Source organism: Actinomadura parmotrematis (genome assembly GCF_019458805.1).
Taxonomy (GTDB): domain Bacteria; phylum Actinomycetota; class Actinomycetes; order Streptosporangiales; family Streptosporangiaceae; genus Spirillospora; species Spirillospora parmotrematis.
The window spans coordinates 58,212-71,070 of record NZ_JAIBOA010000027.1 but is presented as its reverse complement, the minus strand read 5'-3'; the positions used below and the strand labels follow the sequence as shown (position 1 = coordinate 71,070).

Here is a 12,859-nt window from a genome sequence, read left to right as displayed (position 1 = left end):
GACGTGACACGGGGAGGCGCAGATCACATCCGGGCGCGCCATGTCACACTTCGGGCGCGCGGGCCCTCTGAGGGGGCGAGCGCGAGGAGGCCGCCATGCCCGACGTCCAGCCCGGAGCCGTCCCGTCCGACACCGCGACCGAGGTGTTCGCGGACCACCGCGAGCTGCTGTTCTCGGTCGTCTACAACCTGCTCGGCGGGGTCGCCGACACCGAGGACGTCCTCCAGGACGCCTGGCTCGCCTGGGCCGCCCGGCACCGCGACGCCGCCGCCGAACCGATCGGGAACCCGCGCGCCTACCTCGTGCGGATCGCGGTGAACGCCGCGCTCGCCCGGCAGGCCGCCATCAGCCGCCGCCGGGAGAGCTACGTCGGGCCCTGGCTGCCCGAACCGCTCGTCGAGCCCGCCGCGGGCGCCGAGGACGCGGCGGACCCGGTGCTGCGCGCCGAGTCGGTGTCGATGGCGCTGCTGGTGGTGCTGGAGACGCTGTCGCCGCTGGAGCGCGCCGTGTTCGTCCTGCACGAGGTGTTCGGCTACCCCCTCACCGAGGTCGCCGGGATCCTCGACCGGTCCGCGCCCGCCGTCCGCCAGCTCGCGCACCGCGCCCGCGCGCACGTCCGCGCCCGCCGCCCCCGCCACCACGCCGACCCGCGCCTGCAACGCGAGGTCACCGAGCGGTTCCTCGCCGCCGCGTTCGGCGGCGGCATCGCCGACCTGCTGGAGCTGCTCGCGCCCGACGTCACCCTCTGGTCCGACGGCGGCGGCAAGCGCGGTGCCGCCCTGCGCCCCGTGCGCGGCAGCGGCCGCGTCGCCCGCCTCATCAGCGAGGTCACCGCGTCCGGCCGCGCCGCCTCGGCCGCCCTGGACGTCCGCTACCGCACCGTCAACGGCGACCCGTCCGCGGTGCTGTTCGACCACGACGCCCCGTTCGCCGTCATGGTCCTGGACCTGGACGCCGACGGCCGGATCGAGGGCGTCTACACCGTCCTCAACCCGGACAAGCTCGCCCGCATCGACGGGCGGGACTGAACGGTTTACCCTGCTCTCCCACGGAGATCCTCCGGAGAGGACGTCCAGGGGGTGCCGGTGGCAGGTCAATCGCGGACCGCGTTCGTGCTCGGGGGCGGCGGCGTGCTCGGCGCGCACGAGGTCGGGATGCTGCGCGCCCTGCACGAGTGCGGCGTCCGGCCCGACCTCGTCGTCGGCACCTCGATCGGCGCGATGAACGGCGCCGCCGTCGCCGCCGATCCCGACCGCGCCGTCGAGCGCCTCACCCGCCTGTGGTCCAGCGACTCGGTGCAGGAGGCCCTCGGCGCCCGCGTGTGGGAGCGGCTCTGGACGCTCGCCCGCTCGGGCACCCACCTGCACTCGGCCGAGCCGCTGGAGCGGATGCTGCGGCACGTGCTGCCCGTCGAGACGTTCGAGAAGCTGGAGCTGCCGTTCCAGTGCGTGGCCGCCAGCATCGAGAAGGCCCAGGCGCACTGGTTCTCCAGCGGCCCCCTCATCCCGGCGGTGCTGGCGTCCTCCGCCGCCCCCGGCATGCTGCCGCCCGTCCGGATCGGCGACGAGCACTTCCTCGACGGCGGCCTCGTGCACAGCATCCCCGTCGGCCGCGCCATCGAGCTCGGCGCCGACACGATCTACGTCCTGCACGTCGGCCGCATCGACCGCGACCTGGCGCCCCCGCGCCGCCCCTGGGAGGTCGGCATGGTCGCCTTCGAGATCGCGCGCCGGCACCGGTTCTTCGAGGAGATGGCGAACCTGCCGGGCGACGTGACCGTGCACGTCATGCCCGCGGGCGGCCCGCCGAAGAAGGCCGGCGTGGACCTCGCCCAGGTCCGCTACCGCAACGCCGCGAACATCGCCGGGCACGTCGAGGGCGCCTACCAGGCGTCCTTGCAGTACTTGAAAGAGCGGACGTAGAGATGATGCCTCCCCCCGTGATCCGCCGCCTGGTGTTCGTCCCCCTGCTGTTCGTCCTCACGCTGCTCGTGCTGGCGCTGTTCCCCGTCGTGTTCCCGGCGGCGGCGCTCGCGTCCCGCGTCCGGAACGGGCGCCGCCGCGCCATCCGGCTGCTCGCCTTCGCCGTCGCGTGGGGCACGCTGGAGACGCGCGCCGTCCTGGAGTGCGCGCTGCTGTGGTGCCGCGCCCCGTTCCACGTGAAGACCCCGCGGCTGCAGGACGCGCACTACGCCGTCATCCGCCGCTACGTCGCGGGCCTGTACGGCGCCGCCGAGCGCCACCTCGGGCTGCGCATCGAGCAGACCGGCACCGTCGTGCCCGACCCCGAGGCGCCCGGCGCGACCGCCGCCGACCGGCCCGTCATCGTGCTCAGCCGGCACGCCGGGCCGGGCGACGCGCTGCTGCTCGTCCACTCGCTGCTGACCGAGTACCGGCGGCGGCCCCGCGTCGTCATGAAGGCGTTCCTGCAGTACGACCCGTGCATCGACATCGCCGGCAACCGGCTGCCGAACGTGTGGGTGCGGCCCGGCGACGGCGCCGCCGAGCGCATCGAGCTGGCCGCGCGCGGCCTCGGCGAGCGCGCCGCCGTCGTGATCTTCCCCGAGGGCGGCAACTTCACCCCGACGCGCCGCCGCCGCGCCATCGTCCGGCTGCTGCGCCAGCGCCGCCCCCGCGAGGCGGTGCGCGGCGCCGGCATGGAGAACGTCATGGCGCCGCGCGCGAGCGGCGTCATCGCCGCGCTCACCGCCGCGCCCGACGCCGACGTCGTGTTCGTCGCGCACAGCGGCCTGGAGGCCATGGCGACCGCCCGCGACGTGTGGCGCGACGTGCCGCTGGAGCGGACCGTCCGCGCGCACTGGTGGCGCATCCCCGCCGCCGAGATCCCCGCCGGCCGCGAGGAGCGCATCGACTGGCTCTTCACCCAGTGGGAGCGGGTGGACGCCTGGATCGGCGCGTGCGCGAGCGGCGACGAGGCCACCCGCCTCAGCCTTCAGTAGCGCGTCAGGCCCATTCCCGCTGGGCGTCCGCGAGCGGGACGAGGTCGGCGGAGGCCCGGTCGAGGCGGACGGTGCCGAGGTCGCCGAGGCGTCCGGGCGGCTCGTGCGAGGCGACCGCGTCCCACGGCACCCACCGCGCGCGCCGCGACCCGGCCCGCGCGATCGCCCCGAGGATCCGGGGCCGCTCCACCGGCCGGTGGTCCCAGGCGAGCAGCCGGCCGCGCCGCTTCGGCGACACCACCAGGCCGTCCACCACGAGCCCGTCGGCGGTCTCGACCAGCCGGACGTCGGTGACGCGCCCGGCGAGGTCCCCGGCGCCGTCCAGCACCAGGGCGTCGATCAGGTCAGCCAGACGCATGGCGCGCTCCCGGGATGCGTTCGATGACGTTGGCCCTGGTCCAGTCCTCCAGGGCGTGCACGCGCAGGTCGCCGGTGGACGGGCGGAGCGTCACCGCCGCGCCGACCGCGGCGACGTCCGCGAGGTCGATGCGCGGCGGCCGGCCGCCCTCGGCCGCGGCGAGGCGCCGCGCGACGGCCGCGACGAGGCGGCCGAGGCGGCCGCGCAGCCGGGGCGCGAGCGCGTCCGGGCCGACGAGGACCGCCGTCGCGTACAGGCGGCCGTCGCGCCCGTCCAGCTCCAGGTCGTCGACCTTGCTGATCGGGGTGCCGTCGTCGGCGACGACCTGCCGGTCCAGCCAGTGGAACCGGGCGCTGTAGGCGCGGCCGGGCGCGCGCTCGTCGGGGTCGGGGCCGTGGACCGTCATCACTGACCTGCCTTCGTGGCGAGCATGAGCGGCAGCGCCGCGACGGAGATGACCAGCACGATCACCAGGTAGACCGTGCCGAGCGTGTTGGCGAGCCGCCCGTTGGCGTGCTCGCCCATGTACTCGGGGTCGTTGGCGACCACCAGGATCGGCAGGTAGGTGAGCGGGAGCGCGACCGCCGCGAACACCAGCGAGTACTCGGTGACCTTCACCGGGTCCAGGCCCGTCAGGATCAGCGCCGAGCACGCCAGCAGCGCCACGATCACCACCAGGTGGAACCGGGACGCGGTGCGCGGCGCCGCCGTCTTCCCCCACCGCCACCCGAAGTACTGCGCGACGGTGTACCCCGACGACAGGGCCGTCTCCAGCGACGCCCCGAACGTCGCCGCGAACACCCCGATGAGGGCGAGGCCGAGGCCGAACTTGCCGAGCGCGACCGACGTCGGCAGCACCACCTGCGACAGGTGGTCCACGCTGACCCCGGCCGGGTGCAGCAGCAGCGCCGCCGCCGCCATGATCGACAGGGCGAGCAGGCCGCCGAGCGGGAACCCCAGGAACGCGTTGACGCGGACCGTCGCCAGGTCCTTCGGCTTCCACTTCTCCTCGATGCCGCCGGAGGAGAAGAAGAACACCTCGTAGGGCGTCATCGCGCTCGCGAACAGCGCGATCGCGTAGTACAGGTACGTCGGGACGCCCTCGCCCTGCGGCACCGCGGGGTGCGTCACCTGGTGCAGGACGTCGCCCCAGGACGGGTCCAGCCGGAACACCGCGACGACGAACACGATGAGCACCAGCCCGAGCAGCCCGAAGATCCGCTCCATGGTCTCGAACCGCACCCGCCAGATGACCAGCCAGACGAGCAGCGTCACCGCCGGCACCCACAGCAGGTACGGCACCGAGCTCAGCAGCTCGACGGCGAGCGCGACGCCGGCGAGCTCGGCCGCCAGCGTCAGCAGCGTCACCAGCAGCGACGCGGCGAGGTTGGCGAGCCCGATGCGCGGGCCGAGCCGCTCCCGGACCAGGTCGAACGTCGGCCGCCCCGCCACCGCCGCGACCCGCCCCGCCATCTCGGCGTACACGCAGATGCCGACGAGGCCGACCGCGAGCATCCAGACGAGCGCGAACCCGAACCGGGCCCCGACCAGCGACGACGCGACGAGGTCGCCGATGTCGACGAACCCGCCGATGGCGGTGAGGATGCCGAGCGTGACGGCGAGCAGGCGCTTCACGTCAGGTCCTCCTGCACCGCTTCGAGCTGCCCCGCGAGCGCGGGCAGTCCCTTGCCGATCTCGGCGAGCTTCCCGATCTGCCCGCGCCGCACCGCGATGCGCAGCGCGTCCAGGGCGTCCACCGCCTCGTCCAGCAGGTCGGAGACGCGGGCCCGCAGGTTGTCGGCGCCCACGCTCGGCGGCTGCCGCGACAGGTAGCCGCTCTGCACCTCGTTCAGGTCCTTGTCGGCGTCGTTGAACAGCACCGACAGGTAGGGGCCGGTCGCCTTGCCGCCCTTGGCGGCCCGCACGCCGATCTCCGCGGTCCGCACCGCCGACGCGGCGGCCTCGGCCGTCTCGGCGGTCTTGCGCCGCCAGTCCCCGTCGCTCCGCGAACTGCTCGCGCAGCCGCCGGACGCGGCGAGCACCGCCGCCGCCACCACGGCCGTCCCGGCCCGCCGCACCCGCACCCGCGCGCTCACCGGCCGCGCGCCAGGAAGTACCCGAGCGCCGCGACCAGCAGCAGCCACATGCCCCAGGCGGCCAGCAGCACCAGCCCTTGATCCATCGTCCCGCCTCCCGCTTCCGGACCTCGTCTACCCCACGATGATCTTTTGAAGCGGGACGGCCGGAACGGGCCACGTCCTGCGACTTTTACGTGTTTTGCCAGCTAGCGGCGATTTCTGTGTCATGTCCCCTTTGCTGGGCAGCATGAGGGCCACGCGCAGCGTGTCCGGAACGCCGCGCCCCGCTGGAGAGGAGCACACGATGGCCGCCAAGTTCGTCCTGAAGAAGGGCAGCACCGGCAAGTTCCATTTCAACCTGCTGGCCACCAACGGGCAGGTGATCGCGACCAGCGAGAGCTACGAGAGCAAGTCCGCCGCCGTCAACGGCATCGAGTCCGTCAAGAAGAACGCCCCCAACGCCGAACTCGACGACCAGACGGGTTGATCGAGTCCCGGCCCAAGGGGTTCGCCTGGCGGCTCACCCCTTGACCGCGCCTCGGGCGAGCGCGACATCGCTTCGCGATCTGCCCGCGCGGGGCTCGCCTCCGGCATCGCCCCGCGCGGCCAGGTAGCGCCCTCGCGCGCGTGGCCGGGGCGGTCGCGCGCCACTGACCACCCGGTCGCCCTTCGTCGACGTGCGGCGTGTTGCCTCATGGGAACGCTCCCACCAGGCAACACGCCGCACGTCAACGTCGGACGACCGGGTGGTCACCGCTCGTTGGGGGCGGCATGGCGGGCGCTACAAGGACCGAAAGTGCCCGACACGCCGCATCTCGACTCTTGGCCACTCGGGCGGCCATGCCCGGCGGCGTCCCCTCGCGACCCCTGCCAGGACACCAACCGGCCTGAGGCGGCCCGCTGCCACGGGCCGGCCGGGGGCTGCTGGCGCGGGCTGGCCGGGGCGGTCCGCTGACGACTGGGCGGCCGAGGTGGTCAGGAGGCGGGATGGCCGGGGTGGTCGGTTGACGCGGGGCTTCCCAGGTGGTCCACCAGAGCCGTCAGGGTGGGGCCCAGGGGGCGGTCCAGGGTCAGGAGGGCGTCGGCGTCGCCGCGCGTCTCGCCCTGGTTGACGATCGCGACCGGCGTTCCGAGCTCCGCCGCGCGCCGCACGAACCGGTAGCCCGACATGACCGCCAGCGAGGACCCGAGGACGAGCAGCAGCCCGGCCCGCTCGACCAGCCCGAAGCACTCGGCCACCCGCTCGCCCGGCACGTTCTCCCCGAAGAAGATCACGTCGGGTTTCAGCACGCCCCCGCACCGCAGGCAGTCCACCGTCCGGAACCCCTCCACCAGCGCGTCCGGCAGCACCACGTCGCCGTCGGGGTTCACCTCGTCGGACACCGCGCTCCAGCCCGGGTTGGCCGCCGTCAGCCGCGCGTCCAGCTCCTCCCGCGACGACCGGACGCCGCAGCCGAGGCACCGCACCCGGTCCAGCGCACCGTGCAGCTCGACGACCTCCCGCGTCCCGGCGGCGCGGTGCAGCCCGTCCACGTTCTGGGTGACCGTCCCGACGACCAGGCCGCGCCGCTCCAGCTCGGCGACCGCCCGGTGCCCGGCGTTCGGCGCCGCCCCCGTCACGTGCCGCCAGCCGACATGGCTGCGCGCCCAGTACCGCTGCCGCGCGGCCGCGCTGCCGGTGAACGCCTGGTACGTCATCGGCGTCGCGGGCCGCCGCCGCCCCGTCGGCCCCCGGTAGTCCGGAATGCCGGACTCGGTGGACAGCCCGGCGCCGCTCAGCACCACCACCTCGCCCTCGCCGACGAGCTCGCCGAGCAGCTCGAACGCCGCCTCGACCCCCACCCCCGCAACGCTCACCCCTCCATACTGCCTCGCCGCGCGCGATGCCGGACGCCCAGGCCGGGCGGGAGCGCGGCGGTGAATGGACGGATCCGTGCCGGTCGCCATTCATAAACCAGCCGGGTGCTAAAGCGTGGAACATGTTCGAACGCGAGGATTGAAGGGATATTCTGGATATTCCCCAAATGTTGCCAGGCTTTTCCGAGTGCGCCCCGCAGGCAAGATCCTAGCGGTAGATTCGGCGGAGCCGCGGCAGGGCCGTCCGGTCGTGCCGGGTATTCCATTACCAGTGCAACGGGGAGTAAGGGAAATGGCTCGAATCCTGGCCGCCACGACCGTGGCGTCTCTCAAGTGGCGCAAAAGCACCTACAGCGGCGACCCGGAAATCGGTACCTGCGTCGAGCTCGCGCCGGCCGGGGGAATGCGCGGCGTGCGCGACTCCAAGAACCCGGACGGGCCGGCGCTCGCCTTCTCGGTCGGTGAGCTGCGCGCTCTGCTGGGCGCGGTGAAGAACGGCGACCTGGACCTTTAACGGCGCCCTGTCGCATTAGGCCGGGAGGCGGGGGTCGGAGCGCTCCCCGCCTCCCGGTGGCGCGTCCGGTCGGGGTGGTGACACTGCGTTCCTGAACCGGAGCGTACGTCCATCGGCGCATAAAGCGAGGATGCGCAGCCCAGGGCCGCGCGGCGTCTTGCGGGTGCCAGTTAACCGTATTTATGTGCTTTCCATTACAGGCGCCGGGTCAAGTGCTCTGTCGACTTCCCGCCTGGACATCCTGTTTCCCCCGACCTAGAGTGGACGCGAATGCGTTATGCGGTCGGGTGTGATATGGCACGGCATGTTCGTTCGATCCTCGAAAGACCGTCAAACAATTGAACGCGACACATTGCGATAAATGTGGCCGGTGGACAGCGGCGTCCCCATTCACTCGGTCGACTGAGCCTCGATAGAGGGTGGAAGAGGTCAAATGATCAGCCAGGGTGGAGCGGGAGAGATCGTCTGGCGCAAGAGTTCGCGGTCGGACAGCACCGGATGTGTGAGCCTCGCCTCGCTGGACGCGTGCATCCTGGTCAGGGACAGCAGGGATCCCGGTCGTGCCCGGCTGGCTCTTTCCCGGAGCGGGGCGGCCGCTCTTCTGGAGGCGATCCGTTCCGGCCGGCTCGACTCATCGGCCGGAGCGGGGGATCAGACTGGAATGGGGTAGATGTCGCAGTCCGCGCGGATGCTCTGCACGGCCGCCAGCGTCGCGGGGTGGGTCGGGCCGAACACCTCCCGGTAGCGGGTGAGCGTCTCGTTCAGCCGCGCCTTCGCCGCGTCCTCGTCGGTGCCGGCGGCGAGCATGTCGAAAGCGAGATTGAGGGAGCAGGCCAGCGAGGTCGGGTGGTCCTCGCCGAGGATCCGCTCGCTGACGGCCATGGTCGCGGTGCCCCTCTCCAGCGCCTCGTCCACGCGGCCGAGCGCGGCGAGATCGCTGGCCAGGTTGATCGCGCACACGATGCTCCGCGGATGCTCCTCGCCCATCGACCGGGTGAGGTTCGCGAGGGCCGCCTCGTCCAGCTGGAGGGCCTGGTTCGGGCGGCCGCCGAGCCGCAGCGTGACCGCGAGGTTGACCTGCGACGTGGGGGTGTTGGGGTGGTCGGGGCCGAACAGCTCGGCGTACTGCCGGCCCGATCCCTCTGACAGCCGGACGGCCCCTTCGAGGTCGCCGATCTGCCGCAGGCTGATGGCGTGGTTGAGGGCGGCGGCCAGCGTGCCGGGGTGCAGGTCGCCGTACCGGATCCGGGACGTGGCCAGCGCCTTCTCCGACAGCTCGGCGGCCCGCTCGTGCGCGCCGGTCTTCCGCTCGGCTACCGCCAGCACGTTGAGGGTCTCGATCGTGCCGGGGTTGTCCTCGCCGAACAGCGTCCGGTAGCGCTGCTCGATCTGCCGCAGCTGGTCGCGCGCGACGGTGTACCGGCCGAGCTCCAGCTCGTCGATCGCGACGGCGACGTGGGTGGCCATGGTCTTGAGATGGTTCTCGCCGAGTTCGAGCGCCTTGGTGTCGCGGGTCCTCGTGTCGAGTTCCAGCGCGGCGCGCGGGTCGCCGGTGAGACGCAGGTCGATGGCGAGCAGGTGGGCCTGGTCGAGGGTCATCGGCTCGTTCGGGCCGAAGCGGCGCCGCATCACCTCGTACGACGCGCGGTCCAGCTCCAGCGCCTCGGTGAACCTGCCGAGATAGCGCAGGTCCGCGCCGAGCAGGGTCTGCGCCTCCAGGGTCCGCTCGTCGGTGGGGCCGTGGTTCTTCATGAAGATGTCGCGCACGTGCAGGTGCTGCTCGTAGGCCTCGGTGAACCGGCCAAGGATGCGCAGCGCGCGCCCGTACAGCTGCCCGGCGGCCAGCGTCTGCTCGGCCTCGTCGCCGAGCCGGTCGGTCCACGCCCGCACGACGCGTTCGGAGAGGCCGAGGAAGCCGTCGTGGTTGCCCCACTGCCAGAGGAAGTTGATCTCGTTGAGGACGAGCTGCTGCGCCCACTTGTCGTCGCAGTCGATGATGCCGGAGTACTGGACGTGCGGGAGCAGGTCGGCGTAGCGGCTCCAGTTCTCGCTGAGCGCGGGGTCGCCGGGGTCGACCTGCGCGAGCATCTGGTGGCCGCAGTGCTTGAGCTCGGCGGCCTCCTGCGCGGTGAGCTGGTCGATCAGGACGCGCTGGACGAGGCGGTGCAGCGCGATCGTGCCGGTGCCGTGGCTGATCTTGGCGAGGGCGTACTGGTTGATGGCGCGGAAGGCGCGCGACAGCTTGATCGGGTCGCCCAGGACGTCGAGCAGCTCGGGCGGGCCGTCGACGTGGCGGGCGCCGCTGAACAGCCGGCGGGAGATCGGCTCGGGCGCGAAGAAGGAGCAGACCTGGAGGAGCCGCAGGGCGCCCGGATTGGACTCGCGGAGCTGGTCCAGCGAGACGTTCCACGCGGCGGCGACCGGCAGGTCGTAGGCGGCGGGGGCGGTGTCGCCCAGCAGCTCGACGGCCCGGTCGTGCTTCTCCTTGAACAGGGTGAGGTACTCGTCGACCGGCATGCCGGTCTCGTAGAGCCAGACCGCCGCCTGCTCGATGGCGAGGGGCAGGTCGCCGAGGAGGGACGCCAGCTCGTCGGCGCTCCCGTCGCTGAGGCCCGGGCCGCGCAGGTTCAGCAGCTTCTTGCTCTCCACCCGCTTGAAGATGTCCACTTCCAGCGAGTTGGCGACCGTCGTCCACGCCTGGTTGCGCGAGGTCACCAGGATCTTCCCGGGCCCGTTGGTGGGGAAGAACTTCTGCACGTCCTCCAGCTGCTCGGCGTTGTCGAAGATCAGCAGCCAGTTGCGGTAGGGGCGGCCGAGGCGGAGCGCCTCGCGTACGGCCGGCACGGCGACGTTGGCCTCGGGACTGATCAGCGGGTTGAGCTGGGATGCCAGCTCGGTGAGCGCCTGCTGGATCTGGCCCGGCCGCTCCGCGGGGATCCACCAGACGAGGTCGTAGTCGGTGGAGTGCCGGTGCGCGTACTCGATGGCGATCTGCGATTTCCCGACGCCGCCCATTCCGTGCAGCGCTTCGGGAAGAACGGCCGTCGTGCCCTGGGACAGGCGTTCATGAAGTAGTTCGAGTATTTCATCGCGCCCCACGAAATTCCGGTTCCTTGCCGGTATATTCCCCCATATGGGAGGCGGCTCTTCGGGGCTTCTCGGGGGCGCGGGCGGGGTGTCCCTGATAGTCACACCGACTCCTGGCGGGGGAGGGAAGAGCTTGACGGGATGCGCGTGTTCCGATCGGTCGTCATCGCCGCCGGTATCGGCGGCCGTGATTTCCGGCCCGGCGGAAGGAGAGGCCCCTTCCGTGATCTCCTCTACCGAGCGTTCGAGTGCTTTCGCGCGGGGCGTGTACTTGCCGGAGAGGGCCCGGAGGGCGTGCAGAAGAGGCGCGGCGACGGCGACGTTGTCGCGGGTGAGGTTCGGCGGCGGGGCTTCGCCGGGTGCGGCGACGACCTCGCCGAGATCGCCGAGGACCGGGATCAGGTCGCCCAGGTGCGTGCTGAGCGTGGTCAGCACGCGGGCGGTGTGCGAGCGGCGGCCCTCGGCCAGCAGGTGCGCCCGCGCGCCGGGGACGAAATCGTAGGTGGCGGCGTCCAGCGCTTCGGCGGGCGGGCGAGGAGCGGCCGGCGGCAAAACCTGTAGCAGGCCGCTTCCGAGCAGCTCGGTGAGGTCGGACGGTCCCGAGCGCGGGACGAGCTCGCGCTGGATCAGCCGCATGACGTGCGTGTTGAGCGGCGCGGCGGCGGCCAGCGAGACGGCGAGGTCGAACGCGGTCCGCGGAGCGGCGGCGCGGAAGCGGTCCACCAGCTCGGCGGCGGCGTCGGGATCACCGCGCCGCGCCCGGCGGTCCGGTGGCTCCCGTCCGGTTCCGGGCGGGTCGGCGTCGCCGGCGGTGTCCGGCGCGCAGAAGACCGCCCGCCCGTGCCAGCGGGGCCGCACGCAGGCGACCAGCTCCGCCCAGTCGTGCAGCCGGTCGGGGTCGAACCCCAGGACGGGGACGCACACCTCGCCCGCCGTGCGGCCGCCGGCCGGACCGCCGATCCGGTAGCGGCCGTTGGCCGTGCCGGCGGCCGTCGCGGTGACGGTCGCGGACCGGACGGCGAGCCCCGTGCGGCGCAGGGTGCGCTGCGGCAGCGGGCAGACGACGGCGACCGCGGCCGTCGCGCCCCAGCGGGCCAGCAGCCGCTGCGCGGCGCCCGAGTGCCAGGCGGCGCCCGCGCCGTCGGTGAGCACGATGACCAGGTGGCGGCCCGCCGGGACGCCGGCGAGGCCGCCGCCCGGGCCGGTGGCGGGGCGCGGGACGGGTGCGGGGCCGGGACCGCGGAGCAGCGGGACGGCGCCGTCGCGCTGGTCGGTGTCGAGCAGGTGGACCTGGAGGGTCCGGAAGGCGCCGAGCTCGGTGAGGCAGTCGACGAACCCCTCGTAGAGAGGCCGGTGCAGCCGGGCGAGGGAGCCGTCGTCGACGATGACGTCCAGGTCGAACCGGCGCTCGCGGACGGGCCGGCACTCCGGCAGCCAGAGCCGGTCCTGCGCGGCCCGCTCGGCGGTGGCGGCCTCGTCGAGCTCCACGTCCCCGAGGCGCGATCCGACGGTCAGCTTGAGGGGCGCGAGGGCGCGGGTGAGCAGGCGGCGCGCGGGGAGCGGTGGGGCGTCCGGCAGGAGGCCGGCGGGCGAGCCGGAGCGCAGCGGCGGGACGGCGGCCGGCGGGGCGGCCGGGACGCCGCCCGGCACGCGGCCGGCGGCCGGGCGAACGCCGGCGGCGCGGGGCATGCGGCTTCCGATCTCACGGTGATCGTCTGCCTCGGCAGGCTCTCGCACCCCACCGTTCGCTGTCGCCTCTCTGGCAACGTCCGGCCACCGGTCCGCGCGCGGCGGCGCGGCGGGCGGCGGGACGCCCGGCTCGCGTCCGGCGGGCGGGGGTGGCGCCGGCGGGGCGGGGTCGTCCGGTCCGAGGGTCCCGCCGGCGGCGGCCTCGGCGGCGTGGCGGTGCGCGGCGAGCCACAGGGCGTCGGACACGTCGAGGAAGGCGAGACGGGTATCGGCGACGTCAGGAGCTGCCGTTTCCTGGCGCCGGACACCGCGGGCTC

Annotated in this window: 12 protein-coding genes; 6 read left to right on the top strand and 6 right to left on the bottom strand. The window is 73.3% G+C overall.

Annotated features, from left to right (window positions below):
• The first annotated feature begins 95 nt into the window (after window positions 1-95).
• Genes sigJ through K1Y72_RS31140 form a run of 3 tightly spaced genes read left to right on the top strand, consistent with a single transcriptional unit; the run spans window position 96 to window position 2,959 of the window.
• Window positions 96-1,028, top strand: coding sequence for an RNA polymerase sigma factor SigJ (gene sigJ, locus K1Y72_RS31150; protein WP_220170102.1), 933 nt, complete (start codon window positions 96-98; stop codon window positions 1,026-1,028).
• Between the two features lie 57 nt (window positions 1,029-1,085).
• Window positions 1,086-1,922, top strand: a complete 837-nt coding sequence (locus K1Y72_RS31145) for a patatin-like phospholipase family protein (protein WP_220170101.1) — start codon at window positions 1,086-1,088, stop codon at window positions 1,920-1,922.
• Between the two features lie 2 nt (window positions 1,923-1,924).
• On the top strand, window positions 1,925-2,959 hold the full coding sequence (locus tag K1Y72_RS31140) for a 1-acyl-sn-glycerol-3-phosphate acyltransferase (protein WP_220170100.1): 1,035 nt from the start codon (window positions 1,925-1,927) through the stop codon (window positions 2,957-2,959).
• 4 nt (window positions 2,960-2,963) lie between these two features.
• Here K1Y72_RS31140 and K1Y72_RS31135 read toward each other — a convergent pair whose 3' ends face one another.
• From K1Y72_RS31135 to K1Y72_RS31120, 4 genes are read right to left on the bottom strand one after another with little or no spacing between them, the layout of a single operon-like run.
• Window positions 2,964-3,317, bottom strand: coding sequence for a hypothetical protein (locus K1Y72_RS31135; RefSeq protein ID WP_220170099.1), 354 nt, complete (start codon window positions 3,315-3,317; stop codon window positions 2,964-2,966).
• Window positions 3,304-3,723, bottom strand: coding sequence for a hypothetical protein (locus K1Y72_RS31130; protein WP_220170098.1), 420 nt, complete (start codon window positions 3,721-3,723; stop codon window positions 3,304-3,306). Before K1Y72_RS31130 ends, K1Y72_RS31135 begins: the two co-directional genes overlap by 14 nt.
• Entirely contained in the window at window positions 3,723-4,952 is a 1,230-nt protein-coding gene (locus K1Y72_RS31125; protein WP_220170097.1) for an NRAMP family divalent metal transporter, read from the bottom strand. The genes K1Y72_RS31130 and K1Y72_RS31125 overlap by 1 nt, the downstream gene beginning before the upstream one ends.
• Window positions 4,949-5,413, bottom strand: coding sequence for a hypothetical protein (locus tag K1Y72_RS31120; RefSeq protein WP_220170096.1), 465 nt, complete (start codon window positions 5,411-5,413; stop codon window positions 4,949-4,951). Before K1Y72_RS31120 ends, K1Y72_RS31125 begins: the two co-directional genes overlap by 4 nt.
• Window positions 5,414-5,699: 286 nt before the next feature.
• On the opposite strand from K1Y72_RS31120, the gene K1Y72_RS31115 reads away from it, so the two are divergent.
• Complete coding sequence (locus K1Y72_RS31115; RefSeq protein ID WP_220170095.1) at window positions 5,700-5,882, top strand: YegP family protein; 183 nt, start codon at window positions 5,700-5,702, stop codon at window positions 5,880-5,882.
• A 488-nt stretch (window positions 5,883-6,370) separates the two neighbouring features.
• On the opposite strand, the gene K1Y72_RS31110 is transcribed toward K1Y72_RS31115, so the two are convergent.
• Window positions 6,371-7,252 (bottom strand): NAD-dependent protein deacetylase, encoded by an 882-nt coding sequence (locus tag K1Y72_RS31110; RefSeq protein WP_308287307.1) that lies wholly within the window; start codon window positions 7,250-7,252, stop codon window positions 6,371-6,373.
• A gap of 292 nt (window positions 7,253-7,544) precedes the next feature.
• On the opposite strand from K1Y72_RS31110, the gene K1Y72_RS31105 reads away from it, so the two are divergent.
• Window positions 7,545-7,766, top strand: coding sequence for a DUF397 domain-containing protein (locus tag K1Y72_RS31105; RefSeq protein ID WP_220170093.1), 222 nt, complete (start codon window positions 7,545-7,547; stop codon window positions 7,764-7,766).
• A 433-nt stretch (window positions 7,767-8,199) separates the two neighbouring features.
• Window positions 8,200-8,436 carry a DUF397 domain-containing protein gene (locus K1Y72_RS31100; protein ID WP_220170092.1) on the top strand — a complete coding sequence of 79 codons (237 nt, stop codon included), beginning with the start codon at window positions 8,200-8,202 and terminating at the stop codon, window positions 8,434-8,436.
• On the opposite strand, the gene fxsT is transcribed toward K1Y72_RS31100, so the two are convergent.
• Window positions 8,418-12,788: an FxSxx-COOH system tetratricopeptide repeat protein gene (fxsT, locus tag K1Y72_RS31095; protein ID WP_308287306.1), complete on the bottom strand. Its 4,371-nt coding sequence runs from the start codon at window positions 12,786-12,788 to the stop codon at window positions 8,418-8,420. The two genes, K1Y72_RS31100 and fxsT, sit on opposite strands and share 19 nt — an antisense overlap.
• Between the last annotated feature and the right edge of the window lie 71 nt (window positions 12,789-12,859).